Below are 26,609 nucleotides of genomic sequence, written 5' to 3'. Positions count from 1 at the left end.
CCCGCCCGGCCCGGCGGCGCTCAGCAGACCGGCAGCCCCGGAATCGGCTGGTCGTTGGCGCCGCCCTTGAGGTAGACGACGCTGAGGTAGACACCGGTGTTGCCGCTGTCGTCGTCCGTCCGGGCCCACCAGACGTTGGTCCACCGGCCGCTGGTCTCCCGGCGGCCCAGGTTCGCCTGGCAGTAGAAGTAGTTGGTGCCGCCGTTGACCACCCCCGCCTTCTGCCCGGACGCGGTGTACGAATCGGCGGTCCGCCACACCACACAGTTGGTCTTCCCGGCGTCCCCGGGGGTGCAGGAGGTCTCCGGCGGCGGGGTGCTGCCGCCGCCGGTCGGGGTGCCGGATCCGCCGCCCGCGCCGCCGCCGTGGTGACCGCCGCCGGTGCTCGGGCGGCCCGCCGGGGAGGAGGCGCCGCCGGACGGCTCGTCCGTCCGCGACGGCTCTCCGCCCGGGCTCTCGCCGGTGTCCCCGGCGCCGTCGCCCTTCCCGGCGTCCTTGCCGTCCTTGCCGTCCTTGTCGCTGCTGCCGGGGTCCGGGGAGACCGGCGTCCCGGACTGTGTGGCGCGGCTGGCGTCGCCGTCGACCGGTGCCGCCGAGCCGCCGCGCGCCGCGGGCTCGCTCTTGTTGCCGACCATCAGATACGTCACGCCGCCACCGGTGGCGAGCACCACCAGCACCGCGGCGACGGCGAGCGCGATCCGCCCGCCGCGGCGCGGACGCGGCAGCGGCGCGGTCTCCCCGGCGCCGCGGGACGCCGCCACCGCGCCGACCACCGCGGTCGGCCGGTCGTGGAGCGGCTCCGGGCCGCCGGTCGGCGTCCCCCCGGCGGCGCCCGCCGGGCCCGGACCGGAGAGCCAACCGGTGGGTGCGCCCGAGGCGTTGCCGCCGGTGGCCGCCGCCCCGAAGGGCCGCGGCGGCGGGGGCGGGCCGACCGGCTTGATGTCGGTGGCGGTCGGCAGATGCGGTGCGCCGGGCACCGGCATCGCCTCCGGGTCGCGTCCGTCGGCGACCGCCTGGAGCATCTCCCGGGCACGCGCCGCGTCCGGCCGGTCCGCCGGGCTCTTCGCCATCAGCGCGTGCAGAACGGGCGCGAGCGGTCCGGCACGCCGCGGCTCGGGGAGCGGTTCGGTGACGATCGCGGTCAGCGTGGAGTACACCGACGTACGGCGGAACGGCGCGGTGCCGCCCTCGACCGCCGCGTACAGCGTCATACCGAGCGACCAGATGTCGGACGCCGGGCTCGGGCCCATGCCCTGGGCGCGCTCGGGCGGGAGGTAGTCGAGCGAGCCGACCAGTTCGCCGCTGCGGGTGATGTTGGTCTCGGCGCCGTCGCCGGGCGCCTCGATGCTGGCGATGCCGAAGTCGGTGAGGACCACCCGGCCGCTGCTGTCGAGCAGGACGTTGCCGGGCTTCACATCACGGTGCAGCACCCCGGCGCGGTGCGCGGCGTCCAGCGCGTCCATCACCCGGGCGCCGATCGCGGCCATCTCGCGCGGCTCGATGCCGCCCCGGCGCCCGACCGCGTCGTCCAGCGACGGCCCGTCCACCAGCTCCATCACGATGACCGGGCGACCGCCCTCGTCGATGACGTCATGGACGGTGATCACGCCGGAGTGCCGGATCCGGGCCGCGGCGCGCGCCTCGCGCTGCATCCGGGTGCGCAGATCGGCCAGCTCCGGCGCCGAGGCGTCGGTGTAGGCGCGCAGCACCTTGACGGCGACCTCGCGGCCCAGCACCTCGTCCACCGCGCGGCAGACCACGCCCATACCGCCGCGGCCGATCCGGCCGGTGACGCGGTAACGGCCGCCCAGCACACGGCCCGTCAGATCGTCGTCGGCGCGGGCGCCGGACGCGCCCGCCCGCTCTCCGGCATCCGGGCCCGGCAGCCCCGCCGTCACACCGTCCGGCCCGGCGGAATCCGCTCCGCCCGCGCCGTTGTCCTCGTCCGCCCCGCGCTGTCCGCGCTCCCCCGAAGCCACGTCGCCGTTCCTCCCGCTGCCCGACGTCGCCGTCGGCCGTCTCCCTGCCCGCCTCTTCCGACGTGCACCAGGGTAAGGCGCCGGAGGAGCGCCCGGGACGCCTCCGGGGTGGCGAATGGTTTGGCGGAGGGGTGCGTTTCGCGGCGTGAGGAGCGTACGTCCGTACTCGGAAGGGCCGCCCGATGCCGGGCACACCGGGGTGATCCCGGCGATCCGGCGGCCGGACGGCGCGTCAGGATGCCGCGGCGAAGGTGGCGAGGCGGGACTGTTGTGCGGCGGCAGCGGCGGCGCCCACCAGACCGGCGTCGGTGCCCATCTCGGCGGGGACGACGGTCAGTCCGGCGACGAAGGAGAGCGTCGCGTACTCCCCGAGCGCCCGGCGCAGCGGCGCGAACAGCACCTCACCGGCGCCCGCCACCCCGCCGCCGACGACGGCGACCTCGATCTCCACCAGCGCCGCGGTGGCGGCGATCCCGGCGGCCAGCGCCTGCGCGGCCCGTTCGAAGGAGCGCCGGGCGACGGGGTCCCCGGCGCGGGCCGCGGCCGCCACCGCCGCCGCGCCGTCCTCGCCGCCGGGCCCGGGCCGCCAGCCGTCCGCCAGGGCGCGGCGGACGATGTTCGGGCCGCTGGCGATCCGCTCCACACAGCCGCGGGCGCCGCACGGGCAGCGGTCCCCGTCGAGGTCCACGCTGATGTGGCCGATGTGTCCGGCGTTCCCGGTGGGGCCGGGGTGCGGGCGACCGCCCAGGATCAGGCCGCCGCCGACGCCCGTGGAGACCACCATGCACAGGGCGTCGGACCGGCCGCGCGCCGCGCCCTGCCAGTGCTCGGCCGCCGCCATCGCCACCCCGTCGCCCATCAGCACGACGGGGAGGTCGCCGGTGAGCGCCCGGACGCCCGCGACCAGCGGGAAGCCGCGCCAGCCGGGGATGTTGACGGGGCTGACCGTACCGGCCGCCGCGTCCACCGGACCGGCGCTGCCGATACCGACCGCGCCCACCCGCGCCCACTGCGGCGCCGCGGTCAACTCGCCGACCACGGCGGCCACCGCGCGCATCACCGTGGCCGCGTCCCGGTCGGCCGGGGTGGGCCGGGCGGTGCGGACGAGGAGTCTGCCGTGCCCGTCCACCAGCGCTCCGGCGATCTTGGTGCCGCCGATGTCCAGCGCTGCGCTGAGGTCCTTCTGCATCGGTGTCGGTTCTCCTGGTGGACGCGGGGACCGACGGCGCCGGTCCGTTGACGGGGAGGTCAGTTTCACCCCAGGTGACAACGTTGTCCAGCGGCTATGCTCGGCGGGACACGCCAGCCGCAGCCGAGGGGGACCCCGCACGTGACCGACACCGCCCGGGGCAGTTCCCGCCGCTACGGCACCCGTCCCACCATGAAGGATGTCGCGGCGCGCGCCGGGGTGGGGCTCAAGACCGTCTCCCGGGTGGTCAACGGCGAGCCGGGCGTCACCCCGGACACCGAGCGCCGCGTCCAGGAGGCGATCACCGCCCTCGGCTTCCGGCGCAACGACTCCGCCCGGATCCTGCGCAAGGGCCGCACCGCCAGCATCGGTCTGGTCCTGGAGGATCTCGCCGACCCCTTCTACGGTCCGCTCAGCCGCGCCGTCGAGGAGGTCGCCCGCCATCACGGCGCACTGCTGATCAACGGCTCCAGCGCCGAGGACCCGGCCCGGGAACAGGAGTTGGTGCTCGCGCTGTGTGCCCGGCGGGTCGACGGTCTGGTGGTGATCCCCGCCGGTGACGACCACCGCTATCTCGCCCCGGAGATCGCCGCGGGTGTCGCCACCGTCTTCGTGGACCGTCCGGCCGGGCGGATCGAGGCGGACACGGTGCTGTCGGACAGCTTCGGCGGCTCGCGGGACGCGGTCGCCCACCTCATCGCGCACGGCCACCGCCGGATCGGCTTCATCGGCGACCAGCCGCGTATCCACACCGCGAAGGAGCGGCTGCGCGGCTACCGCACCGCGATGGCCGCCGCCGGGCTGCCGGTGGACGACGCCTGGGTCTCGCTCGGCACCACCGAACCGGAGCGGGTGCACACCGCGGCGCGGGCGATGCTGGACGCGCCGGAGCCGGTCACCGCGCTGTTCGCCGGGAACAACCGCGTCACCGTCACCCTCGTCCGCGTACTGCGGCAGCGCACCGCGCCGGTCGCGCTGGTGGGGTTCGACGACTTCGAGCTGGCCGATCTGGTGAGCCCGGCGGTCACCGTCGTCGCACAGGACGCGGCCCGGATGGGGCGGACCGCCGCCGGGCTGCTCTTCCGCCGTCTGGAGGGCGCCGACGAGCCGCCGCGCCGGGAGGAGATCCCGACCCGGTTGATCGCCCGTGGCTCGGGCGAGATCCGTCCGGCGCGGGGCTGACGCCCGGCCGTGCCGTCGCGCCCGCTCAGCGACCTTCCGGGAACGGCGCGTCGGCGATGACGGTGCCGAGCATCGCGCGGGACGTCTCCAACTCCTCGATGGTGCGGCTGATCCGCTCGTGCTCCTGCCGCAACTGGGCGACCAGGTCCGGGCAGGTGGGTACGAGGCGGTCGCCGTCGGCCGTGACGCAGGGCAGGATCCGGGCGATCAGGGCCGTCGGGAGTCCCGCCGCCAGCAGGCAGCGGATCCGGCGCACCGTCTCGACGTCCGGTTCGCCGTAGACGCGGTAGCCGCTGGGCAGCCGGTCCGGGGTGAGCAGTCCTTGCTGTTCGTAGTAGCGCAGCAGCCGCTCGTGGACGCCGGTGCGCCGGACCATCTCCTTCATCCGCATCCGATCCGCCTCCGGGACACCCGACTTGACTCTGACATGGATGTCAGAGTTTAGCGTCGCCGCCATGACGACCACCTCCGCACTTCCCGTTCCCCGCCTCGACGTCGCCGTACAGGGCAGCGGTCCCGCGCTGCTGCTCGCCCACGGTGCCGGCGGCGGCATCGAGGGCAACTTCGGCCTCGTCCTCGACGACCTCGCCCGCGATCACACGCTCGTCGGCCCCCACTACCCGGGCTCCGGCGGCACACCCGTCGACCACAGCCCGCTCGAACTGGACGAACTGGCCGATCAGTTGGTCGCCTCCGCCGTCGCCGCCGGGCAGGAGTCGTTCGCCGTGCTCGGCGAGTCGCTGGGCGGCGCGGTGGCCGTACGGGTCGCCACCCGCCACCCCGAGCGGGTCGAGGCGCTGGTCCTCACCGCCGGATTTCCCGTCGCGGACCCGGTCCTGGCGCTGGCGGCCCGTCTCGTCAAGAGCCTGGCGGCCGACGGCCGGTGGGCGGAGCTGGCCCGGTTCGCCACCGTGTCCTGCATGTCGCCGACGGAGCTGGCGGGCATCGGCGCCGCCGCACTCGACGCCCGGGTGGCCGGGACCCTGGCCGCTCTGCCGCCGGGCACGGTGGACCACTTCGATCTGGTCTCCCGGGTGGACGTCCGGGCCGATCTCCCGCTCGTGTCCGTCCCCACGCTGGTGGCGGCGCCGACCGGGGACCGGCTCGTCCTCCCCGACAGCTCCCGCCGCCTGGCCGACGCCATCGCGGGCGCCGAACTCCTCGAACTGCCCGGCGCCGGGCATCTCGTCGACGGGAGCGACCGGGCGGTCTGGCTGCGTCACGTCCGGGCGTTCCTGCGCACCGTGCCACCGCGTACGGCGTGATCGTCCGGTCCGCCGCGGGGGCGCGGGACGGGCCGCCGCTCCCCGGTGGCGGCGGCCCGTCGGCTCACGCCGGGTGGACCGGGCGGCCCGCGAGGCCGTCCAGTTCGGTGCGGGTCAGTCCGGTGAGCCGGGCGACCTCGGCGGTGTCGAGGGCGCCGCAGTCCAGACCGCGCAGCAGGTAGGAGCTGAGCGCCTTGGCGGTGGCGGGTTCGTCCATGACCGCGCCACCGGCCTTGCCGACGTAGGCGGCGAGGCGGGCCGCGGCCTGCTCCAGGCCCTCGCGGTAGAAGGCGTAGACCGCGGCGTAGCGGGTCGGGAGGTGGCCCGGGTGCATGTCCCAGCCCTGGTAGTAGGCGCGGGCGAGGGAGCGGCGGACGAGTCCGTGGTGGAGGCGCCAGGCGGCGTGGACCTGTTCGGTGGTGCCGACGGGCAGGGCGTTGGTCGAGCCGTCGGAGAGGCGGACGCCCGTTCCGGCGGCGGCGACCTGCATGACGGCCTTGGCGTGGTCGGCGACCGGGTGGTCCAGGGACTGGTGGGCGGCGCTGACGCCGCAGGAGGCGCTGTAGTCGAAGGTGCCGTAGTGGAGCGAGGTGGCGCGGCCCTCGGCGGCTTCGATCATGCGGGCGACGGTGGCGCGGCCGTCGGCGCCGAGGATGGACTGGGTGGTCTCGATCTGGATCTCGAAGCCGATCCGGCCGCTCGCCAGCCCGTGCGTCCTCTCGAACGCCTCCAGCAGCCGGACCATCGCGGTGACCTGCTCGGCGTAGGTCACCTTGGGCAGGGTGAGGACCAGGCCGTCGGGGAGGCCACCGGCGTTCATCAGGCCGGTGAGGAAGATGTCGAGGGTGCGGATGCCGCGGTCGCGGACGGCGGCCTCCATGCACTTCATCCGGATGCCCGTGTAGGGGGCGGCGGTGCCGTCGCGGTACGCGGCGGCGACGAGGGCGGCGGCGCGGGCGGCGGTCTCGTCCTCCTCGGCGTCGGGCCGGGGCCCGTAGCCGTCCTCGAAGTCGATACGGAGGTCCTCGACCGGCTCGCGGGTCAGCTTCTCGCGGACGCGGTCGTGGACGGGTGCGGCGAGGGTGTCGGGGATGCCGAGGACGCGGGCGAGGGCGTCGGCGTCCGGTGCGTGCGCGTCGAGGGCGGCCAGCGCCTCGTCGCCCCAGGTCCGCAGGGTGGTGGCGGTGAAGGCGTCACCGGGGACGTAGACGGTGTGGACCGGCTGGCGGGTGCCGGGGTCGCCCGGGTACCGGCGGGCGAGGTCCGCGTCGACGTCGGCGAGGGAGGCCCCGATGCCCTCGCGTACGGTGTCCGCAAGGCTGGTCGCCACGGTCTCCTGCTGCCCCATTTCGACATCCTCCCGATGGTTACACGCCATACGCGAGCCTTCCGCGTAACGGAATCAACAATCCGTATAGCGAAGCTAACCGTGGTGAGTGGCAAGGTCAACACCCCTCCGCGTCCACCACGGACGGTCGCCGCCACCGGGCGGCCCGACGGCCCATGGCCCCGCAAAGTGCCTGGCACCCCGCGGCGCGGCCCGGCAGACTCACCGCATGACGACTTGGATCGCCCCCACCGTGGAACGCCGCCCGATGCCCGCCGCCGTCGGCGAGCGCGAGATGCTGCAGGGCTGGCTCGACTGGCACCGCGACACCCTGCTGGCCAAATGCGCGGGCCTGACCGGCGAGCAGTTGACGCTGCGCAGCGCGGCGCCCTCCACGCTCAGCCTCCTCGGGCTGGTACGCCACCTCACCGACGTCGAACGCGCCTGGTTCCGGCAGCGGTTCGCCCGCGAGCTGCTCCCCTCCGTCCACATCACGGACGAGAACATCGACGCGGACCACGACGACGGCACCCCGGAGAGCGCCGAGGCCGACTTCGCCGCCTTCCGCGCCGAGACCGCGGTCTGCGATGCGGCGGTGGCCGACCGCGGCCTCGACGAGACCTTCGCCGCCCCGCGCGGCCGGGAACTCAACCTGCGCTGGATATACACCCACCTCATCGAGGAGTACGCCCGGCACAACGGCCACGCGGACCTGCTGCGGGAGCGGATCGACGGCACCACCGGCGACTGACCGCACGGCGAAGGCCCCGTACGCGCGGTGCGTACGGGGCCTTCGCCGTGGGCGCGGACGGACCGGCCCGGGGTGGCTCAGCCCTTGCGGGTCTTGACCTCCTCGGTCAGCGCCGGGACGACGTTGAAGAGGTCGCCGACGACGCCGTAGTCGACCAGATCGAAGATCGGGGCCTCGGCGTCCTTGTTGATGGCGACGATCGTCTTCGAGGTCTGCATACCGGCGCGGTGCTGGATCGCACCGGAGATACCGGCGGCGATGTACAGCTGCGGCGAGACCGACTTACCGGTCTGGCCGACCTGGTTGGTGTGCGGGTACCAACCGGCGTCGACGGCGGCACGCGAGGCGCCGACCGCGGCACCGAGCGAGTCCGCCAGCGCCTCGATGACCGGGAAGTTCTCGGCGCCGTTGACGCCACGGCCACCGGAGACCACGATCGCGGCCTCGGTCAGCTCCGGGCGGCCGGTCGACTCACGCGGGGTGCGCGAGACGATCTTGGTGCCCTTGGAGGAGTCGGCGACGGTCACCGCGAGCTGCTCGACCTGACCTGCGGCCGGAGCGGCCTCGGGCGCGGCGGAGTTGGGCTTGACGGTGATGACCGGGGTGCCGGTGGTGACGCGCGACTTGGTGGTGAACGAGGCCGCGAAGACGGACTGCGTGGCCACCGGGCCCTCGTCACCGGCCTCCAGGTCCACGGCGTCGGTGATGATGCCGGAGCCGATGCGGACCGCGAGGCGGGCGCCGATCTCCTTGCCCTCGGCGGAGGACGGCAGCAGCACGGCGACCGGGGACACCGCCTCGTAGGCGGCCTGGAGCGCGTCGACCTTGGGGGCGACGAGGTACTCGGCGAACTCGGGGGCGTCGGCGGCGAGCACCTTCACCGCGCCGTGCTCGGCGAGGGTGGCGACGGCGGTGTCCGCACCGGCGCCGAGGTGCACGGCCACGGGCTCGCCGATGCGGCGGGCCAGGGTGAGCAGTTCGAGGGTGGGCTTGCGGACGGCGCCGTCCACGTGGTCGACGTAGACAAGGACTTCAGCCATGGGGTGACTCTCCTGCGGGAAGAATGAGGGCGGTTGCGGGACGGCCGGGGTACCACGCCCCGGCCGGGGGCCTCAGATGAACTTCTGGCCCGCGAGGAACTCGGCGAGCTGCTTGCCGCCCTCGCCCTCGTCCGTGACGATCGTGCCGGCCGTACGGGCCGGGCGCTCCGCGGCGCCGTCGACCGCGGTCCAGGCACCCTCCAGACCGACCTCGTCCGCGTCGATGTCGAGGTCGTCCAGCTCCCAGGACTCCACCGGCTTCTTCTTCGCGGCCATGATGCCCTTGAAGGAGGGGTAACGCGCCTCGCCCGACTGGTCGGTGACGGACACGACGGCCGGGAGCGACGCCTCCAGCTGCTCGCTGGCGGTGTCGCCGTCACGGCGACCGGTCACCTTGCCACCGTCGACCGCCACCTCGGAGAGCTGGGTGACCTGCGGGACGTTCAGCCGCTCGGCGAGCAGGGCGGGCAGCACGCCCATCGTGCCGTCGGTGGAGGCCATACCGCAGACGACCAGGTCGAAACCGGCCTTCTCGACAGCCTTGGCGAGCACCAGGGAGGTGCCCAGCGCGTCGGTGCCGTGCAGGTCGTCGTCCTCGACGTGGATGCCCTTGTCCGCGCCCATCGACAGCGCCTTGCGCAGCGCGTCGTTGGCGTCCTCGGGGCCGACGGTCAGGACCGTGACCTCGGCGTCGTCGGCCGCCTCCTTGATCTGCAGGGCCTGCTCGACGGCGTATTCGTCCAGCTCCGAGAGGAGGCCGTCCACGTCGTCGCGGTCGACGGTCAGGTCCTCGGCGAAGTGCCGGTCGCCGGTGGCGTCGGGCACGTACTTCACACAGACAACGATCCTCAAGCTCACGCCGGCTCTCCTACCTGCTTCGTCTCTTCAGAACTGCCTTGTGCTGGCAGCATAGGCGCCTGTGGGGGCGGCTCCGGGTCGGTTCGGGTTCCCCGCGCCGACCCCGATATTACTCACCAGTACATACAGTGTCGTCCCCGGAATCAAGGCCGCTGAACTGTGACCTACCCAACGGCCCCGACCCGGGGATGACGAAGCGTTACGGGAACCCGTCAGTCGCGCAGCGCGTTGAAGCGCCCCTGGTGGTACAGGAGCGGACGGCCCGGTCCCGCCGGATCGCCGAGGAGCGGCTGGGCGAGGACGATGCGGTGGTCACCGGCGGGGACGCGGGCGACGACCCGGCACACCAGCCAGGCGAGGACGCCGTCGAGCAGCGGGACGCCCTCCGGGCCGGTGCGCCAGGAGGTGCCGGGGCCGAAGCGGTCGGCGCCGCTGCGGGCGAAGGTGGCGGCCAGCTCCTGCTGGTGCTCGCCGAGTATGTGCACGCCCAGATGGTCCGTCTCCGCGAGCGCGGGCCAGGACGAGGCGGTGGTGGCGACGCCGAAGGAGAGCAGCGGCGGTTCGGCGGCGACGGAGGTCAGGGAGGTCGCCGTGAAGCCGACGGGGCGCTCGCCGCGCGCGGTGATCACCGCGACGCCCGCGGCGTGCTGCCGGAAGACGGAGCGCAGGAGTTCGGGGGAGGCGGTGCGGGGCGTGCCGAGATCGGGCGATGCCGTCATGGAATTGTCCTTCTGCTGAGGTCTACGAGCCGAGGCAGGGCCGCCGCCCGCCGTGGCGGAACCGGCGGCGGTGGTGTCGTCGCTGCTCACGCGCCCGGACAGCGCGCGCTGGCGGTCCTCAGCAGATCCACGTGCGCGCGTCCGTACAGAAGGGTTCCTGGCCGCATCACGTCAGCGTGACGAGCTTCGGGGCGGAGCGTCAAGAGGCGCCCGGTTTCTGGGAGATCCCTCACGGACCGCCTCACCGAGCGCCGCGATGACATCGGCCTTACGGGGCTGACCGGCGGCGCGGCGCACGATCGCGCCCTCGGCGTCGAGCACCAGGACGGTCGGCGTACCCGTGATCCGCAGCTCCCGGACGAGACCGAGCCGGGACTCGGCGTCGATCTCGGTGTGCGTGACGCCGTCGACCATGGCGGCGACCTCGGCGAGGGTGCGGCGGGTGGCGCGGCAGGGCTGGCAGAAGGCGCTGGAGAACTGCACGAGGGTGGCCCGCTCCCCGAGCGGCGCCCCCAGGCTCTCCGCGCCGAGCCGTACGCCGTCGTCCTGCTGGGGCACCGTCGGCCTCCTGGGTGTGGGGTGGTGCGGGTGGTCGTCCGAAGGTGCAGCGCACGCGGCGCCGGAATGATTCCCGCGGGCGCGCGGGGCTCCCGGAACGGGGGCGCGAACAGTACGCCCAGGGCGCGCGCGGCGCGACGGGAGCGGGGCGTACGTGATGAGAATCTCCCGCTCCGGGTGGCCCCTGTGGTAGCCGCGACGCCTGTGATCGGGCACGATCTCCCGAAAGCCGCTTCTTACGGCTGCGTAGGTTTCCGCCGGGAGAACCCTCCCCGGGCACAGAAAAGGGGTCCTCCCGACATGGCCGATCTGGTCTATCCGCCGGTGATCGGTGCCGCGCGCACCCTCTTCAAGTCGCTCGACCTGAAATTCGACATCGCGGGCACGGAGAACATTCCGCGGCGCGGCGGTGCGGTGCTGGTGAGCAACCACATCGGGTACCTCGACTTCGTCTTCGCGGGCCTCACCGCCCGTCCGGCGAAGCGCCTGGTGCGGTTCATGGCCAAGGAATCGGTGTTCCGGCACAAGGTGTCGGGGCCGTTGATGCGGGCGATGAAGCACATCCCGGTGGACCGTGCGCAGGGTGTGCACGCCTACCGGCACGCGGTGTCGGCGCTTCGGTCGGGCGAGGTGGTCGGCGTCTTCCCGGAGGCGACGATCTCGGAGTCGTTCACGCTGAAGAACTTCAAGTCGGGCGCGGTGCGCATGGCGCAGGAGGCGGGCGTTCCCCTGCTGCCGGTGGCGCTGTGGGGCACCCAGCGGCTGTGGACCAAGGGCCACAAGCGGGATCTGGGGCGGAACCACTTCCCGATCACGATCCGGGTGGGCGAGCCGATGGAGGCGGACCCGGACGAGCAGGCGGAGAAGATCACCGACCGGCTGCGCTCGCGCGTCCAGGATCTGCTGGAGGCGGCGCAGCGCGCCTACCCCGTGCGCCCCAAGGGCCCGGAGGACACCTGGTGGATCCCGGCGCACCTGGGCGGTACGGCCCCGGCGGCGCCCGGTTCGCCCGCCTGACCCGACGCCCGGGGGCCGCACGGCTCCCGGGCTCGCCCCTTTCCACTCCCTTCCGTCAGAAGTCGGTGGGGAGCGTCCGCCACAGTTCGGTCCGGTCGGCGGCCCGTCGCAGACACCGGAGCACGGCGGGCAGCGGCTCGGCGTAGAGCACCGGTGAATCCGCCTCGCCCCGCTCCGGGTGGACGGGCCAGGCGAGTTGTTCCCGGTCGGTGCGGAACTCCGCGTGCACGCCGGGTTTGTTGCCGCGCGGGTCCTGGCGCGCCCAGTCGCCGCCGGGGAGCCGGAGCGCGATCAGCCCGTGCAGGGTGTCGAGCCTCTGGTAGCAGAGCGCGGCGGGGATGCCCTCGGCGCGCAGCAGGGCGGTCAGCGCGTGGGCCTTGGCGAAGCAGATGCCGGTGCGGCGGGTGAGGACGTCGGAGGCGCGCCAGGTGACGCGGGGGTCGTCGGCGTCGTGGGAGTGCGGGACGGTGTCGCGGACGTACTCGAAGGCGGCCTTGGCGTATGTGTATGCGTCGGCGGTCTCGGCGCGCAGCTGTGCCGCGAGGGCCCGGACCTGCGGATGATCGTGGTCGATGGCCTCGCTCACCGCCAAGTAGGCGGCGATTTCCGGGCTTTCCTGGATCAGCTCCATGCGCCGGGAGCGTAACGATGCGCCCGGCCGAGAGTCAATGACTTTTCGACCGGACGCATAGTTATTCGGTTCGGTGGTGCCCTTCCGCGGGTGCCGTCAGACGGCGCCGATCTCCTCGCGGAGGGCGGTGAGGAAGCCGTCGACGTCCTCCTCCGTGGTGTCAAAGGCGCACATCCAGCGGACCACACCGGCCGCCTCGTCCCAGAAGTAGAAGCGGTAGCGCTTCTGGAGGCGTTCGCTGACGGCGTGCGGCAGCCGGGCGAAGACCGCGTTGGACTGCACGGGGTGGAGGATCTCCACCCCGGCGACCTCCCGGACCCCGGCCGCCAGCCGCTGCGCCATGGTGTTGGCGTGCCGGGCGTTGCGCAGCCACAGGTCCTTGGCGAGCAGCGCCTCCAACTGCACGGAGACGAACCGCATCTTGGACGCCAGCTGCATCGACAGCTTCCGCAGATGCTTCATCCCGCGCACCGCGTCGGGGTTGAGGACGACGACCGCCTCACCGAAGACGGCACCGTTCTTCGTGCCGCCCAGGGAGAGCAGGTCCACGCCCACCGCGTTGGTGAACGTCCGCATCGGCACGTCCAGGGACGCCGCGGCGTTGGCTATCCGCGAACCGTCGAGGTGCACCACCATGCCCAGACCGTGGGCGTGCTCGCAGATCGCCCGGATCTCGTCCGGGGTGTAGAGCGTGCCCAGTTCGGTGCTCTGGGTGATCGAGACGACCTGCGGCATGGCGCGGTGCTCGTCGTCCCAGCCGAACGCCTCGCGGTCGATCAGCTCGGGGGTGAGCTTGCCGTCCTCGGTCGGCACGGTCAGCAGCTTGAGGCCGCCGACGCGCTCCGGGGCGCCGCACTCGTCGACGTTGATGTGCGCCGACTCGGCGGCGATCACCGCGCCCCAGCGGTCGGTGACCGACTGGAGCGCGACGACGTTGGCGCCGGTGCCGTTGAAGACGGGGAACGCCTCCGCCCGCTGCCCGAAGTGGCTGCGGATCACCCGCTGGAGGTGGGCGGTGTACTCGTCCTCGCCGTAGGCGATCTGGTGACCGCCGTTGGCGAGGGCGAGGGCCGCGAGGACCTCCGGGTGCGCGCCCGCGTAGTTGTCGCTGGCGAAGCCGCGTACCTGGGTGTCGTGGTGCTGCCGGGCGTCGGTCTTGCCGCCGCTCACGGTTCGGGGGTCAGCCACAGACGCTTTCCATTCACTTCCCGGGCGGGCCGCCCCCAGACTCCGGCGATGGCCTCGGCCAACTCCGTGACATCGGTGAAGCCCGCGAACTTGGCGTTCGGTCGCTCGGCGCGCATCTGGTCGTTGACGAGCGCCTTGACGACCAGGATCGCAGCCGCGGCCCGCGGGCCCTCCTCGCCCCCCGCCTTGCGGAAGCCGTCGGCCAGCGCCAGCGTCCACGCCTCGGCCGCCGCCTTCGACGCGGCGTACGCGGCGTTCCCGCCGGTGGGCTTGCTCGCCCCGGCGGCGCTGGTGAGCAGGTACCGGCCGTTCCCGGAGCGCTGCAGGGCCTCGTGGAAGGCGAGGGAGGTGTGCTGGACGGTACGGATCAGGAGCTTGTGCAGCAGGTCCCAGTCGTGCAGATCGGTCTCGCCGAAGGTCTTCGCACCGCGCCAGCCGCCGACCAGGTGAACGAGCCCGTCGACCCGGCCGAACTCCTTCTCCGTACGGGCGGCCCACTCCCGGGTCTGCTCCGGGTCGAGCAGATCGACCGTGTCGCCGATGACCGTGGCACCGCCGTGGGCGTAGCGGGCGGCGTCGACCGCCTCGGCCAGCCGTGCGGCGTCCGCGTCACAGCCGACGACGGTGGCGCCCGCCTCGGCCAACCGCAGCAGGGTGGCCCGCCCCGCGGGTCCGGCGGCGCCCGCCACCGCGATGACAGCGCCCTCCAACGACCCCTGGCCGCCCGTCGAAGTACTCATCTCCGTCGCCTCCTCATCCTTCTGGACACCTGACTGACCTGCGGTTTCGGTGGTGGCGCGGCCCGTGGTCACGCCGCCGCCGGCATCTCGCGGCCGGCCGTGATGCCCTTGGTGGAAGCGATCACCGTACGCAGCTTCTTGGCGAGGGCCTCGTAGAACATGCTGAGCGGGAACTCGTCGGGCAGCACGTCGTCCACGAGCTTGCGCGGCGGCTGGTCGAGGTCGAGGGCGTCGGGCCCCTTCGCCCAGACCGATCCCGGGTGCGGGGCGAGGTAGGTCGAGACGAGGTCGTAGGCGGCGAACCAGTGGACCAGCTTGGGCCGGTCGATGCCGTCGCGGTAGAGCTGCTCGATCTCTCCGCAGAGCTGGTTGGTGACCTTCGGCGCCCGCTCCCAGTCGATGTGGAGAGTGTTGTCCGTCCAGCGTACGACGTCGTGCTTGTGCAGGTACGCGAAGAGCAGCTGGCCGCCGAGACCGTCGTAGTTGCGGTTGCGGTCGCCGGTGACCGGGAAGCGGAACATCCGGTCGAAGATCACCGCGTACTGCACATCGCGGGCCTGCGCATACCCCTCGGCCTCCAGCTTCACGGCCTCGCGGAAGGCGGTGAGGTCGCAGCGCAGCTCTTCGAGGCCGTACATCCAGAACGGCTGGCGCTGCTTGATCATGAACGGGTCGAAGGGCAGGTCGCCGTGGCTGTGGGTGCGGTCGTGGACCATGTCCCACAGGACGAACGCCTGCTGGCAGCGGTCCTGGTCGGCGAGGAGGGCGCGGATGTCCTCGGGCAGCTCGATGCCGAGCGTCTCGACCGCCGCCTCGCTGACGCGGCGGAAGCGCGCGGCCTCGCGGTCGCAGAAGATGCCGCCCCAGCTGAACCGTTCGGGGGCCTCGCGCACCGCGATGGTCTCGGGGAAGAGGACCGCGGAGTTGGTGTCGTACCCGGCGGTGAAGTCCTCGAAGGTGATGCCGCAGAAGAGCGGGTTGTCGTAGCGGGTGCGCTCCAGCTCGGCCAGCCAGTCGGGCCAGACCATGCGCAGGACGACGGCCTCGAAGTTGCGGTCCGGGTTGCCGTTCTGCGTGTACATCGGGAAGAGCACCAGGTGCTGGCGGCCGTCGGCCCGGTCCTGGGCGGGCTGGAAGGCCAGCAGGGAGTCGAGGAAGTCCGGTACGCCGAAGCCGTCGTCCGCCCAGCGGCGCAGGTCGGCGGCGAGCGCCTCGTGGTAGGCGGCGTTGTGCGGCAGCAGCGGGGCGAGCGCGCCGAGGGCGGCGATGATCGCCTCGACCTCGTGGCGAACCGTTTCCGCGGTGGGAGCGCCGTCGGCGGTCAGATCGATCGAGCCGTCCTTGGACTGCCACGGCCGGATGGTCTCGACCGCGCGCTTCAGGGCGGGCCACGCCGGGTGCGCGGTCACCGACTCCGTGGTCGAAGTGCCCGTCCGAGCACCCACGGGCGAAAGGATTTCCGTCATGACTGCCCTCCGGCGGTAGATCGTGTGGTGCACCCACCGTAACCAGCCAAGGTTCTTTCCCTCAAGAGGTGCCGGTGAAAATTATTCCGTCACCACCCCCAGATCACGATGATTTTTCCTGTCGATGCGGCGTGGAGCGACACGTTCTCGCCGTTTCCGCGGTCCCGCGCCCCGGGGTACGGGACCGCGTCAGCCCCGTGGGGACGCGCCCACGCGCGGGTGAGCGGGTTCGCGGACGGCCCGGGCGGACAGATACCCCTGAGCGGGTGCTCCGGACCGGCGGCCGGGGGTTCCGGTCCGGTACGGGGCACGGCGGACCTCCCCCGCGGGCGGTCTGCCGGGCGGGTCGCGGGGGCGCCCGGCGGGGCCCGCGGTGGCCGGTCCGCGCCGCTTCCGGGGCCCGGTGGAGCCGTTAGGATGTGCGCCATTTCGTACGGCTTTGTGCCCGAGGTCGTGGTGTGCGGGGCGCCGGGCCGGGGAGGTGCGGGCCGTCGCCGGGGCCGGGCGCCCGGGGCGTTCCGGGGTGCGGGGCCACGGCACCGCCGCACGCGAGTTGCGACGTCAGAGCAGTACCGAGCCGACAGAAGCGAGGCAGCCTTGTCCTTTCTCACCATCGGGCACCGCGGATTGATGGGCGTGGAGCCGGAGAACACCCTCCGGTCGTTCGTCCGGGCCGAGCGCGAAGGGCTCGACGTCGTCGAGCTGGATCTGCATCTGAGCAAGGACGGCGCGCTCGTGGTGATGCACGACGCGGACGTCTCACGGACCACCGACGGCAGCGGGCCGATCGCCGAACAGACCCTCGCGGAGCTGCGTGAACTGGACGCCGGACGGGGCGAGCGGATCCCGGTGTTCGAGGAGGTGGTGGACGCGGTCCGGGCGCCGTTGCAGGCCGAGATCAAGGATGTGGCGGCGGCGCGGGCGCTCGCCGAGGTGCTGCGGGCCCGCGATCTGATCGGCCGGGTCGAGGTGATCTCCTTCCACGACGAGGCGTTGGCGGCCATCCGGACGCTGGTCCCGGGCGTCCGCACCGCGCTGGTCGCCAGCCGGTACGGGCTGGACGTGGTCGACCGGGCGCAGGCGGTGGGCGCGCCGCTGCTCTCGCTCAACATCCGTCGGCTGACCCTGGAGTTGGTGGAGCGGGCCCGCGCCGCGCAGCTGCGGGTGGTGGCGTGGACCGTCAACACCCACGACCAGCTGCGGATCGCCCGCGGTCTGGGGCTGGACGGTGTAGTGACCGATCAGCCGGAGATCCGCCGGGCGGTGCGGTTCACGGCATAGCGGGGCCGCGCCGGGGCGCGGGTCCGTGCGGCGGCCCCGCGCCCCGGCGCCTCCCTCCGTAGGAAATCCGCAGTTCACGGGCGTGCAATCTCGTTCCGGCATCCGGACGATTTCCGCGGTGATCTCGACAGACGGCCTCCGGCACTGTCACTCTCCCGCCATGCGCCTCGCCTCTCGCCCCGCTCTTCTCGCCGTGTGTGCCGCCGTGTTGGGGTCCGCCGCCGTCGGCTGTGCCCCGCAGGACGCGCCGTCCGACGCGGCGGGCGGGGCGAGTTGTGCGCCCGGCAAGCTGGCCACGGTGACCGCCGGGAAGCTGACCGTCGGCACCGACAAGCCCGCGTACGCGCCGTGGTTCCAGGACGACGACCCGGCGAACGGCAAGGGTTTCGAATCGGCCGTCGCCTACGCGGTCGCCGACCGGCTCGGCTATCCGCGCTCCGCGGTCGGCTGGCGGACCGTGCCGTTCAACAACGCCTTCGCGCCCGGTGAGAAGAAGTTCGACTTCGACATCAACCAGATCTCGATCAGCGCCTCCCGCAAGCAGGCCGTCGCCTTCTCCTCCGGCTACTACGACGTCCGGCAGGCGGTGGTGGCGCTCAAGGGCTCGAAGGCGGCGGGCGCGAAGAGCATCGCCGACCTCAAGGACGTACGGCTCGGCGCGCAGGTCGGCACCACCAGCCTCGACGTCATCAACGACACCGTCCGGCCGAGCCGACGGCCCGCGGTCTACCAGAAGAACGACTTCGCCAAGTCCGCGCTGCGGAACGGTCAGGTGGACGCGATCCTCACCGATCTGCCGACCGCGTTCTACATCACCTCCACCGAGGTGACGGACGCGAAGGTGGTCGGGCAGTTCGCCGACACCGGCGCGGACGGCGAGCGGTTCGGGCTGGTGCTCGACAAGGAGAGCCGGATCACCGGCTGCGTCCGGTCGGCCGTCGACGCGCTGCGCAAGGACGGCACGCTCGCCGCCCTGGAGAAGAAGTGGCTGGCCGACGCCGCCCATGCGCCGGTGCTGAAGTGAGCCTCGTCAAGGGCGCGTCGGCGCCTTCCCCGGACGACGGCTACGTACCGTCCGCGCGGCGGCTGGCGCGGGAGCGGTACCGGAAGGGCCGGGCCCGCCGCGCCGCCGCCGTCGCCACGGTGAGCACGCTGGTGACCGCCGCGGTGCTGTACGTGGTGATCACCGGGTCGCCCGGCTGGCAGCGCACCCACGAGACCTTCTTCAGCGCCGCGTACGCCCGCAAGGCGCTGCCCAAGGTGCTGGAGGGGCTGCTGCTCAACCTGGAGCTGCTGGTGGTGTGCGGTGCGGCGGTGCTGGTACTCGGGATGGGGCTGGCGGTGGCGCGGACGCTGCGCGGTCCGGTGTTCTTCCCGCTGCGCGCGCTGGCCACCGCGTACACCGACTTCTTCCGCGGACTGCCGCTGATCATCTGCCTGTTGATGGTGGTCTTCGGCGTCCCGGCGCTGCGGTTGCAGGGCGTCACCACCGATCCGGTGCTGCTCGGCGGGGCGGCGCTGGTCCTGACGTACTCCGCGTATGTGGCGGAGGTCTTCCGCGCGGGTATCGAGTCGGTGCACCCCTCGCAGCGGGCCGCGGCGCGGTCGCTGGGGCTGTCGAGCGGGCAGGCGCTGCGGTACGTGGTGCTGCCGCAGGCGGTACGCCGGGTGGTGCCGCCGCTGCTCAACGATCTGGTCTCGCTCCAGAAGGACACCGGTCTGGTGTCGATCGCGGGGGCGGTGGATGCGGTGTACGCGGCGCAGATCATCGCGGGCAAGGACTTCAACTACACGCCGTACGTGGTCGCCGGGCTGGTCTTCGTCGCCCTGACGATCCCGATGACGCGGCTGACGGACTGGGTGACGGCCCGGATGGACCGGCGGCGTGCCCAGGGAGGGATCGTATGAGCGAGCCGGATGCCGCGCCGGTGCTGCGGCTGGAGGCCGTCCGCAAGACGTACGGGCGGGGCACGGTGGTGCTGCGGGACGTCGATCTGGAGGTCGCGCCGCACACCGTCACGGCGCTGATCGGGGCGTCCGGCTCCGGCAAGTCGACGCTGCTGCGGTGCGCGAACCTGCTGGAGGAGATCGACGACGGGGCGATCTTCCTGGACGGCGAGGAGATCACCGATCCGCGCGCCGACGCGGACGCGGTACGCCGCCGGATCGGGGTGGTCTTCCAGGCGTACAACCTCTTCCCGCACATGACGGTGGTGGAGAACATCACGCTGGCGCCGCGCCGGGTGCACGGGGTGCCGCGGGAGGAGGCGGAGGCGCGCGCCCACGAGCTGCTGGAGCGGCTGGGGCTCGGCGGGCGGGCGGACGCCTACCCGGACCGGCTCAGCGGCGGGCAGCAACAGCGCGTCGCCCTCGTCCGGGCGCTGGCCTGCCGCCCCCGGCTGCTGCTGCTCGACGAGATCACCGCGGCGCTCGACCCGGAGCTGGTCGGCGAGGTGCTGGACGTGGTGCGCGGGCTGAAGGCGGAGGGCATGACGATGGTGCTCGCCACCCATGAGATGGGGTTCGCCCGGGACGTCGCCGACCAGGTGTGTTTCCTGGACGCCGGGGTGATCCGGGAGCGCGGCACCCCCGAGGAGCTGTTCGGGGCGCCGCGTGAGGCCCGCACCCGGCAGTTCCTGGAGCGGGTCGTCGGGACGGGGCGCCGGTAGGGCCGCGCCGCCGGTGCGGCCCCGGGCCCGCCGGGTGGCTCAGCCGAGCGGCTTGACCAGGAGTTCGAAGGCGAGGTCGTCGCGCTGCGGGACGCCGAACCGCTCGTCGCCGTAGGGGAACGGGCTCAGCTCGCCGGTGCGGCGGTAGCCACGCCGCTCGTACCAGGCGATCAGCTCCGTGCGCTGCCGGATGACGGTCATCCGCATCTCTTCGGCGCCCCACTCGGCGCGGACGGTGCGCTCCGCCTCGGCGATGATCGCCTTGCCGAGGCCACCGCCCTGGAGCGTCGGGCGGACCGCGAACATGCCGAAGTAGGCGTGGTCGCCGCGGTTCTCCAACTGGCAGCAGGCGATCGGCTCGCCGTCGCGCTCCACCACCAGCAGACGGCTGCCCTCCTGGTGCACCACGGCGGCGACCCCCTCGGGATCCGTGCGCTGCCCCTCCAGCAGATGCGCCTCGGTGGTCCAGCCCACCCGGCTCGCGTCGCCGCGGTACGCCGACTCGATCAGTGCGACGAGCGCGGGGATGTCGGCGTCGGTGGCGGAGCGGAAGACGAGTTGGCCGGTGGGCATGGTGCGGTGGTTCCTCTCGGGCGGGCTACGGGTGCCGGACGGCAGGGCCGGGGCACACCGCGAGGCTAGCAAGGCGACACCCCGGCTGATCAGGGCCTTTCGTCCCGATGCCGGGCCGGGCAGCTCCCCGGCGCCCGGAACCCGCGCGCGGTGCCCGGCCGCACGCCCCCGGACGCGTAGGGTCCGGCACATGGTGCAGGTACTGAGCAGCAGGGTGCTGGTGCGGCCCGCGGACCCCGAGCGGTCGCGGGCGTTCTACGGCGGGACGCTGGGGCTGGAGATCTACCGGGAGTTCGGTACGGGCCCCGAGCGCGGCACGGTGTACTTCCTGGGCGGCGGCTTCCTGGAGGTGTCCGGCCGGTCGGACGGGCCGCCCGGGCGGACCCTTCAGCTGTGGCTCCAGGTGGCGGACGTGGCGGCGGCGCACGAGGCGCTGGTGGCGGGCGGGGTGGAGATGCTGCGGCCGCCGGTCCGGGAGCCGTGGGGTCTGATCGAGATGTGGGTCGCCGATCCGGACGGCCACCGCCTCGTCCTGGTCGAGGTGCCCGCCGACCATCCCCTGCGCTACCGGCCCTGACCTGCGGCTCCGCGGCTCCGGGCGGGATGCGGGCCTCCGGGTGACGCCCCGGCCCGGGCCTCCCCGGGGCGGCCGGTCCTGCGCCCCGCGCCTGCCCCCGTGCGCTCCCTTGCGCCCCCGGTGACCTGGGCATTCTCCGGTCGTACGGGATCGGTGTCCGGCCGGTGCGCGGGATGGCCGCCGCCGCGCCGGGCCGGGGTGGGGAGGTCGGAGTGCACGGGCCGTCGCTGACGAGTTGGCTGCTGGTGGTGGTGTGTGCCGTGGCGGGCGGGTACTGCCTGTCGCGGGCGCGCCGCGGGACGGCGGCGCAGCGGTCCCAGGCGCGCGGGCAGGCGCTGATGGGGCTGGCGATGGCGGTGATGGCGCTGCCCACCGAGGCGTTCGCCCCGCCGCCGTGGCTGGCGTGGGGGTACGCCGCGGTCTTCGCCGTCGCGGCGGTACGGGCCCTGTGGCTCCGGCACGCCCACCACGCGGTCGACTCGCTGGCGATGGTGTACATGGCGCTGGTGATGACCCCACTGCTGGCGGCGGACCCGGCGATGACCGGCACGGCGCCGATGGCGATGCCGGGCGGCCACGGCGGTGCGATGGCCGCGGGGCACGGCGACATGGGCGGCCCGCCCCTGGTGACGGGCGCCCTGCTGGTCTACTACGCGGCGTCCGTCGTCCTCGCCGGGATCCGGCTGATACCCGGGGCGGGTGCGGCGGAGGCGGTGCCGGTCGGTGCGGTGCCCGCTGGGGCGGGTGCGGTGCCGGGTGCGGGTGCGGTGCCCGCGGGAGCGGGCCCGGTGGACGGTGTGCCGGTCGGCGGCGGCGCTGCCGAGCTGCCGGAGGGTGCCGCCGTCCGGCCCGCGGCGGACGGCGTCCCCGGCCGCCCGGCGGGCTCAGCGGCGGCTCCCCCCGAGGACGTACGCGGCTCCGCCTCCCCGTTCCCGGTGCTCCGGCGCGCCGAGGCGTTCGGCGTCTGCCGGCTGGCGATGAGCCTCGGCATGCTGGTGATGCTGCTGTTGGTCTGACGCCGGTCCCGGCCGCGGGCCCGTGCGGACCGGCGCCCGGGGTGGCGTCCGGGCCTGACCGGTGTCCTGGTCCGCGTCCGGACCCGACCGGCACCCGGGGTGGCGGGCGACCGGGACCGGCACCCAGGGTGACGGGCCGACCTGACCGGTGTCCGGGGTCGCTGCGCGGGCGCCGTCCTGGCCCACGTCCGGGGCGGCGCGTCACGCCTCCCGGCGGGGTGGCATACGTCACTTCCGGAACGCCGCCGTACCGCCTGCGAGCGGGGCGCTCATAGGCTGGCCGCATGATGGTCCCCCTCACGCTGATGATCCTCGGCGTGCTGGCCGCGTCCATGGCGCCGCGCCTGATGGCCCGTTCGGACTGGCCCGACCGCGAACCGGTTCTCGCCCTGTGGGTCTGGCAGTGCGTGGTCGCCGCCGTGCTGCTCTGCTGCGGACTGGCGATGGCGCTGAGCGCGGCCGCCGCGTGGGACGCCGTCCGCGGCCCGGTGTTCGGCTTCGCGCCGCGCGTCGTCGTCGAGGCGTACGCGCTCAACACCTACGGGCCGTGGGCCGGTTCGCTGGCACTGCTGCTCGCCGGGGGCGCGGTGTGGACGGCGGTGGCGCTGACCCGTGAGGTGCGCGCCGCGCGGGCCCGGCGTCGGCAGCGCCGCGCGGATCTGCTGCGGCGGGTGCCGCTGCTGCCCGGCGAGGAGCGCTCGGGCGACCGCCTCGTCGTCCTGGAGAGCGACCGCCCCGAGGCGTGGTGGCTCCAGCGCAGCGCGCCCCAACTCGTCGTCACCACAGCCGCGTTGCGCCGTCTGAAGGATCGTCAGCTCGATGCGCTGCTCGCCCATGAGCAGGGCCACGCCCGGGCCCGGCACGATCTGCTGCTGCACTGCGCCTCGGCGCTGGCGGCCGGTTTCCCGCAGGTCCCGGTGTTCGCCGCGTTCCGGGACCAGGTCCACCGGCTGGTCGAACTGGCCGCGGACGATGTGGCGTCACGCCGCTTCGGGCGGCTGACGACCGCGTTGGCGCTGGTCGGGATGAACGAGGACCGCGGGGTGTTCGGGCCGTGCCCCGAGCAGTTGGGGCAGGTGCCGCAGCGGGTGGACCGGCTGCTGGCGCCGGGCGTCCGCTTCTCCCCCGCCCGCCGCCTGCGGATCACCGCGTACGCGGCGCTGTTCCCGGCCGTCCCGCTGCTGATCACCTTCGTCCCGGGGCTGCACGCCCTGACCTGACCGGGCACGCCGCCTGCCGGGGCTTCGGGGTGGGGCATGGTGCCGGGCGGCGGTGTCCGCGAAGATCGGCGCATGGCCTCGTCAGAACGGCGCGCGGCGCCGACGCCGCGCCCCCTCGGCTCCTCCTCCCGGCACCCGTCCCTGCGCGCCCCGCTGGCCGTGCTCATCGGCTGCGCGGTGCCCGCCGTCGTCCTGACGGTGCTGGTCACGGCGGGCTGGGCGCCGCTGCTCGGGCTCGACCGGAGCGTCGCGGACACCCTGCACACCGCGGCCGTCGGCGCGCCCGGCTGGACCCACCTCAACCGGATCCTCACCGACTGGGTGTGGGACCCCTGGACGATGCGGGCCGTGCTGGCGGTGGCGGTCGCGCTGCTCGTGCGCCGCGGTGCGTGGCTGCTCGGTCTCTGGGTGGCCGCCACCTCGCTCCTGGGCACCGCCCTCCAGCAAGGGCTGAAGGCGGCGGTGGACCGGGACCGGCCGGTGTGGCCCGACCCCGTGGACTTTGCGCACTACCAGTCCTTCCCGTCCGGGCACGCGCTGTCGCTGACGGTCGCGGGCGGTCTGCTGCTCTGGCTGCTGCACCGGCGGGCGCCCCGCCCGGCCCGGTGGCGGGTGGCCGTCGCGGTGGTGGCGGTGTCGATGGCCGGGGTCGGCTTCACCCGGTTGTTCCTGGGGGTGCACTGGCTGTCGGACGTCGTCGGCGGCTGGCTGTTCGGTGCCGTGGTGGTCGCGGCGGCGGTGACGGCCCACCGGGCGTACGAGCGGCGGCGCACGGCCGGGCGGGAGGCGTGAGCGGCGGCCCGCCCGTGGGCGTGGCGGCGTGTGCGGGCCCATGGTGCACCGCGGCCGGATCGCCCACGATGGGGGCATGACGGTGACCAGAGGTGTGCTGTTCGACTTCTCCGGGACGCTGGTGCGGAGCGAACCGGCGGAGAGCTGGCTGCGCGGCGCGTTGGCGGCGACCGGGACCGCGCTGGACGAGTCCGCGGTGCGCGACACGGCCGCGGCGCTGGAGCGGGCCGGGGCGCTGCCCGGCGGCGCCGTGCCCGAGGCGGTCCCGCCGGAGCTGGCCGCTCCCTGGGCGGAGCGGGACCACGACCCCCGCCGCCACCGCGAGGTCTACACCGCGCTGGCCCGCCGGGTGCCGCTGCCCTCCGCCGTGCTGCCGGAGGCGCTGTACGCGCGCCATATGCGCCCCGAGGCGTGGTGGCCGTACCCCGACGCGGTGGAGGTGCTGGCCGAACTGCGCGGGCGGGGGCTGCGGTCGGGGCTGGTGAGCAACATCGGCTGGGATCTGCGGCCGGTGCTGCGCGCGCACGGGCTGGCGCCATATCTGGACTGCACCGTCCTGTCGTACGAGCACCGGACGGCGAAGCCCGATCCGCGGCTCTTCACCGCCGCCTGCCGGGAGTTGGGGCTCGCGCCGGACGAGGTGGTGATGGTCGGCGACGACCGGCGGAACGACGGTGGTGCGACGGCGGTGGGCTGCCGCTATCTGCCGGTCGACCCGGTGCCGGTGGACCGGCGCCCGGACGGGCTGCGGGCCGTGCTGGACCTGGTGGGCCGGGCGGGCTGAGCGGGAGGGCGGGCCTGCCCGGACCGGCGCCTCACGGATCCGTCCGCGCCCCGTCGGGGCGCGGCCTCACCGCCCCTTCCCCCACGCCCGTAGCGCCTCGAAGTCGTCCGCGAGCAGTCCCACCGCGGGGTCGACGCAGCGCAGCAGGACCTGGCCCGGGTGGTTCCGGGAGATCCAGGAGCGGTCCGGTTCGCCGATCTCGTCGTCGACCCAGGCGAACGGCCAGCCGTCGGCGACGGCGACCAGGCGGCGGGTCTTCCAGTGCACGCCGTCGGAGGCGCGGTACGGGGGCCGGAGCCAGTCCACGTACGGGAGGGTGGGGAGGCCCAGGACGGGGGCTATCCAGGTGTTGGCCTCGGGGCCCCAGGTGCTGGCCCACACCAGGCGGTAGCCGAGGCCCAGGAGGAGCGGGCCGTGGCGGGGGTCGAGGCGTACCGGCAGCGGCGGGTGCGGCTCCTCCCAGCCGGTGGGGCGCATCGGCAGGGTGGTGTATCCGGCCGGGGCCCGCCCGACGGGGGCCCGCCACGGGTTGAGCGGGCCGTCGACGTCGAGGAAGAGGATCGGACGCGGGTCGGTCACCCGTCCGATGCTCCTCCCCCGGCGGGGCGGACGCGAGCGCTCCGCCGGGCCCTTCCGCGCCGGTCGCGGGGGGCGGCGCGGCGGTGAATTCCCGGCCGGTTCACCGAATCGCCGCAAAGATAGCGCAAAGAGTCCGGGCGCCGTATCCCGGTGATCGCGATCGCATTTTTCCGGGAATTACATTTCCATCACCGGGCCGGAACCACACCCACACCTCCTTCCGCAATACCCCCGCGTGACACGGTCACAATTCGCCAGATGGCCGATTTTCACCGGGTGAACAACACCCCCCTTCCCGCTCCAGCACCGCTATGACCTGTGGAAACGCGATCGGTTCACCGTTTCCCCAACTTTTTCCTCGACAACTCCGTCACAGCTGGATCGCGCACGCAACCTTCCCCGCCCGCACCACCATCTGAGTCCACATCAAGTGATGTCATAGTGAGGGAACGGATCGGCCGCTGCGGAAATCTCTCCGCGCCGGTGCGGCGATCGGTACGGGGAGGACAACAATTGCGCGGCTCATTCAGAACGGCCGTGGAGGAACCCGCAGAGCGCATTCCCGTCGTGGTACACGCGCCGGATCCCATCTCCCGGGAAGGGACCATCAGCCAGCTGCGGGGCCATGCGGTGATCGATCTCGTCGACGAGGCGACCGCCCAGCAATCGGGCGGCGTCGCGGTGCTGCTCACCGAGTCCCTCGACGAGACCATGCTCGGCTGGCTGCGGCGACTGGTGCGCAGCGACGGGATGCACGCCGTGCTCGTCGTCAGCCTGATCCGCGAGGCGGAGCTGCTGGACATCATCGAGTGCGGGGTGGGCGCCATCGTCTGGCGCCGCGAGGCCACCGGCAACCGCCTGCTGCAAGCCGTCATCGCCGCCTCCCGGGGCGACGGCGACCTCCCCGCCGATCTGCTCGGACGGCTGCTCAGCCAGGTCGGCTCGCTCCGCCCGGGCACGCTCGGCGTCCCGGGCGTGCGCCCCTCGGGGCTCTCCCAGCGCGAGGTCGACGCGCTGCGGCTGGTCGCGGAGGGCATGGACACCAACGAGATCGCCCGGAAGCTGGCGTACTCCGAACGGACCGTCAAGAACATCATGCAGGGGCTGACGACCCGTCTGAACCTGCGCAACCGCGCGCACGCCGTGGCCTACGCGCTGCGCGAGGGCTACATCTCGTGAGGGCCGTACGCGGCCGACTGGAGCGACAC

Annotated in this window: 28 protein-coding genes; 14 read left to right on the top strand and 14 right to left on the bottom strand. The window is 73.7% G+C overall.

Annotated features, from left to right (window positions below; all coding sequences use genetic code 11):
* Nucleotides 1-20: 20 nt before the first annotated feature.
* Together IF23_RS0101650 and IF23_RS0101645 are read right to left on the bottom strand one after the other, a co-directional pair.
* Nucleotides 21-1,826, bottom strand: coding sequence for a serine/threonine-protein kinase (locus IF23_RS0101650; RefSeq protein ID WP_030278927.1), 1,806 nt, complete (start codon nucleotides 1,824-1,826; stop codon nucleotides 21-23).
* A gap of 385 nt (nucleotides 1,827-2,211) precedes the next feature.
* Nucleotides 2,212-3,168, bottom strand: a complete 957-nt coding sequence (locus IF23_RS0101645) for an ROK family protein (protein WP_030278925.1) — start codon at nucleotides 3,166-3,168, stop codon at nucleotides 2,212-2,214.
* Nucleotides 3,169-3,309: 141 nt separating this feature from the next.
* Between IF23_RS0101645 and IF23_RS0101640 the strand changes: the two genes are divergently transcribed.
* A complete protein-coding gene (locus IF23_RS0101640) occupies nucleotides 3,310-4,350 on the top strand; it encodes a LacI family DNA-binding transcriptional regulator (RefSeq protein ID WP_030278923.1) in 1,041 nt (346 codons plus the stop codon).
* A 25-nt stretch (nucleotides 4,351-4,375) separates the two neighbouring features.
* Here IF23_RS0101640 and IF23_RS0101635 read toward each other — a convergent pair whose 3' ends face one another.
* On the bottom strand, nucleotides 4,376-4,741 hold the full coding sequence (locus IF23_RS0101635) for a MerR family transcriptional regulator (protein WP_030278921.1): 366 nt from the start codon (nucleotides 4,739-4,741) through the stop codon (nucleotides 4,376-4,378).
* 64 nt (nucleotides 4,742-4,805) lie between these two features.
* Between IF23_RS0101635 and IF23_RS0101630 the strand changes: the two genes are divergently transcribed.
* Nucleotides 4,806-5,615: an alpha/beta fold hydrolase gene (locus IF23_RS0101630; RefSeq protein WP_030278919.1), complete on the top strand. Its 810-nt coding sequence runs from the start codon at nucleotides 4,806-4,808 to the stop codon at nucleotides 5,613-5,615.
* A gap of 64 nt (nucleotides 5,616-5,679) precedes the next feature.
* Here the strand turns inward: IF23_RS0101630 and IF23_RS0101625 are convergent, their stop codons facing one another.
* Nucleotides 5,680-6,963, bottom strand: coding sequence for a DUF6986 family protein (locus IF23_RS0101625; RefSeq protein ID WP_030278917.1), 1,284 nt, complete (start codon nucleotides 6,961-6,963; stop codon nucleotides 5,680-5,682).
* 208 nt (nucleotides 6,964-7,171) lie between these two features.
* Here IF23_RS0101625 and IF23_RS0101620 point away from each other — a divergent pair, with 208 nt between their 5' ends.
* Nucleotides 7,172-7,693 (top strand): DinB family protein, encoded by a 522-nt coding sequence (locus IF23_RS0101620; RefSeq protein WP_030278915.1) that lies wholly within the window; start codon nucleotides 7,172-7,174, stop codon nucleotides 7,691-7,693.
* A gap of 77 nt (nucleotides 7,694-7,770) precedes the next feature.
* Here the strand turns inward: IF23_RS0101620 and IF23_RS0101615 are convergent, their stop codons facing one another.
* The 4 genes from IF23_RS0101615 to IF23_RS0101600 form a co-directional block, all read right to left on the bottom strand.
* Nucleotides 7,771-8,733, bottom strand: coding sequence for an electron transfer flavoprotein subunit alpha/FixB family protein (locus IF23_RS0101615; protein WP_030278913.1), 963 nt, complete (start codon nucleotides 8,731-8,733; stop codon nucleotides 7,771-7,773).
* Nucleotides 8,734-8,805: 72 nt separating this feature from the next.
* Nucleotides 8,806-9,591 carry an electron transfer flavoprotein subunit beta/FixA family protein gene (locus tag IF23_RS0101610; RefSeq protein ID WP_030278912.1) on the bottom strand — a complete coding sequence of 262 codons (786 nt, stop codon included), beginning with the start codon at nucleotides 9,589-9,591 and terminating at the stop codon, nucleotides 8,806-8,808.
* Between the two features lie 212 nt (nucleotides 9,592-9,803).
* Nucleotides 9,804-10,310 (bottom strand): flavin reductase family protein, encoded by a 507-nt coding sequence (locus tag IF23_RS0101605; protein WP_030278910.1) that lies wholly within the window; start codon nucleotides 10,308-10,310, stop codon nucleotides 9,804-9,806.
* Nucleotides 10,311-10,481: 171 nt separating this feature from the next.
* Nucleotides 10,482-10,868: a TlpA family protein disulfide reductase gene (locus IF23_RS0101600; protein ID WP_051739083.1), complete on the bottom strand. Its 387-nt coding sequence runs from the start codon at nucleotides 10,866-10,868 to the stop codon at nucleotides 10,482-10,484.
* Nucleotides 10,869-11,168: 300 nt separating this feature from the next.
* On the opposite strand from IF23_RS0101600, the gene IF23_RS0101595 reads away from it, so the two are divergent.
* Nucleotides 11,169-11,885, top strand: a complete 717-nt coding sequence (locus IF23_RS0101595) for a lysophospholipid acyltransferase family protein (RefSeq protein WP_030278906.1) — start codon at nucleotides 11,169-11,171, stop codon at nucleotides 11,883-11,885.
* Between the two features lie 55 nt (nucleotides 11,886-11,940).
* Here the strand turns inward: IF23_RS0101595 and IF23_RS0101590 are convergent, their stop codons facing one another.
* From IF23_RS0101590 to IF23_RS0101575, 4 genes are all read right to left on the bottom strand, one after another.
* The gene (locus tag IF23_RS0101590) at nucleotides 11,941-12,516 is read right to left on the bottom strand and encodes a transglutaminase-like domain-containing protein (RefSeq protein ID WP_030278904.1); all 576 of its coding nucleotides are present in this window, start codon (nucleotides 12,514-12,516) and stop codon (nucleotides 11,941-11,943) included.
* A 96-nt stretch (nucleotides 12,517-12,612) separates the two neighbouring features.
* Nucleotides 12,613-13,704 (bottom strand): threonine aldolase family protein, encoded by a 1,092-nt coding sequence (locus tag IF23_RS0101585; RefSeq protein WP_078653716.1) that lies wholly within the window; start codon nucleotides 13,702-13,704, stop codon nucleotides 12,613-12,615.
* Nucleotides 13,683-14,444, bottom strand: coding sequence for an SDR family NAD(P)-dependent oxidoreductase (locus IF23_RS0101580; RefSeq protein WP_030278900.1), 762 nt, complete (start codon nucleotides 14,442-14,444; stop codon nucleotides 13,683-13,685). Before IF23_RS0101580 ends, IF23_RS0101585 begins: the two co-directional genes overlap by 22 nt.
* 68 nt (nucleotides 14,445-14,512) lie before the next feature.
* Entirely contained in the window at nucleotides 14,513-15,910 is a 1,398-nt protein-coding gene (locus IF23_RS0101575; RefSeq protein WP_030278898.1) for a DUF6421 family protein, read from the bottom strand.
* Between the two features lie 597 nt (nucleotides 15,911-16,507).
* Between IF23_RS0101575 and IF23_RS0101570 the strand changes: the two genes are divergently transcribed.
* From IF23_RS0101570 to IF23_RS0101555, 4 genes are all read left to right on the top strand, one after another.
* Nucleotides 16,508-17,191, top strand: coding sequence for a glycerophosphodiester phosphodiesterase (locus tag IF23_RS0101570; protein WP_030278896.1), 684 nt, complete (start codon nucleotides 16,508-16,510; stop codon nucleotides 17,189-17,191).
* Between the two features lie 160 nt (nucleotides 17,192-17,351).
* Complete coding sequence (locus IF23_RS0101565) at nucleotides 17,352-18,215, top strand: ABC transporter substrate-binding protein (protein WP_030278894.1); 864 nt, start codon at nucleotides 17,352-17,354, stop codon at nucleotides 18,213-18,215.
* A complete protein-coding gene (locus tag IF23_RS0101560) occupies nucleotides 18,212-19,099 on the top strand; it encodes an amino acid ABC transporter permease (protein WP_030278893.1) in 888 nt (295 codons plus the stop codon). The genes IF23_RS0101565 and IF23_RS0101560 overlap by 4 nt, the downstream gene beginning before the upstream one ends.
* Nucleotides 19,096-19,860: an amino acid ABC transporter ATP-binding protein gene (locus IF23_RS0101555; RefSeq protein ID WP_030278890.1), complete on the top strand. Its 765-nt coding sequence runs from the start codon at nucleotides 19,096-19,098 to the stop codon at nucleotides 19,858-19,860. Before IF23_RS0101560 ends, IF23_RS0101555 begins: the two co-directional genes overlap by 4 nt.
* Nucleotides 19,861-19,899: 39 nt before the next feature.
* On the opposite strand, the gene IF23_RS0101550 is transcribed toward IF23_RS0101555, so the two are convergent.
* Entirely contained in the window at nucleotides 19,900-20,433 is a 534-nt protein-coding gene (locus IF23_RS0101550; protein WP_030278888.1) for a GNAT family N-acetyltransferase, read from the bottom strand.
* Between the two features lie 190 nt (nucleotides 20,434-20,623).
* Here IF23_RS0101550 and IF23_RS0101545 point away from each other — a divergent pair, with 190 nt between their 5' ends.
* From IF23_RS0101545 to IF23_RS0101525, 5 genes are all read left to right on the top strand, one after another.
* Complete coding sequence (locus IF23_RS0101545; protein WP_030278880.1) at nucleotides 20,624-21,010, top strand: VOC family protein; 387 nt, start codon at nucleotides 20,624-20,626, stop codon at nucleotides 21,008-21,010.
* Nucleotides 21,011-21,222: 212 nt separating this feature from the next.
* Nucleotides 21,223-22,026 (top strand): DUF5134 domain-containing protein, encoded by an 804-nt coding sequence (locus IF23_RS31835; protein ID WP_107126856.1) that lies wholly within the window; start codon nucleotides 21,223-21,225, stop codon nucleotides 22,024-22,026.
* Between the two features lie 284 nt (nucleotides 22,027-22,310).
* Nucleotides 22,311-23,246: a M56 family metallopeptidase gene (locus IF23_RS0101535; protein WP_030278876.1), complete on the top strand. Its 936-nt coding sequence runs from the start codon at nucleotides 22,311-22,313 to the stop codon at nucleotides 23,244-23,246.
* Between the two features lie 72 nt (nucleotides 23,247-23,318).
* Nucleotides 23,319-24,038, top strand: coding sequence for a phosphatase PAP2 family protein (locus IF23_RS0101530; RefSeq protein WP_078653731.1), 720 nt, complete (start codon nucleotides 23,319-23,321; stop codon nucleotides 24,036-24,038).
* Between the two features lie 76 nt (nucleotides 24,039-24,114).
* A complete protein-coding gene (locus IF23_RS0101525) occupies nucleotides 24,115-24,822 on the top strand; it encodes an HAD family hydrolase (RefSeq protein WP_030278872.1) in 708 nt (235 codons plus the stop codon).
* 66 nt (nucleotides 24,823-24,888) lie between these two features.
* Here IF23_RS0101525 and IF23_RS0101520 read toward each other — a convergent pair whose 3' ends face one another.
* Nucleotides 24,889-25,401, bottom strand: coding sequence for an HAD domain-containing protein (locus tag IF23_RS0101520; protein WP_030278870.1), 513 nt, complete (start codon nucleotides 25,399-25,401; stop codon nucleotides 24,889-24,891).
* A gap of 513 nt (nucleotides 25,402-25,914) precedes the next feature.
* On the opposite strand from IF23_RS0101520, the gene IF23_RS0101515 reads away from it, so the two are divergent.
* Nucleotides 25,915-26,580: a helix-turn-helix transcriptional regulator gene (locus IF23_RS0101515; RefSeq protein ID WP_051739077.1), complete on the top strand. Its 666-nt coding sequence runs from the start codon at nucleotides 25,915-25,917 to the stop codon at nucleotides 26,578-26,580.
* Nucleotides 26,581-26,609: the final 29 nt, after the last annotated feature.

Origin of the sequence: Streptomyces catenulae (genome assembly GCF_000718015.1) — a bacterium.
Lineage (GTDB): Bacteria > Actinomycetota > Actinomycetes > Streptomycetales > Streptomycetaceae > Streptomyces > Streptomyces catenulae.
The sequence above is the reverse complement of the archived record's forward strand: the minus strand, read 5'-3'. Positions and strand labels throughout refer to the sequence as shown.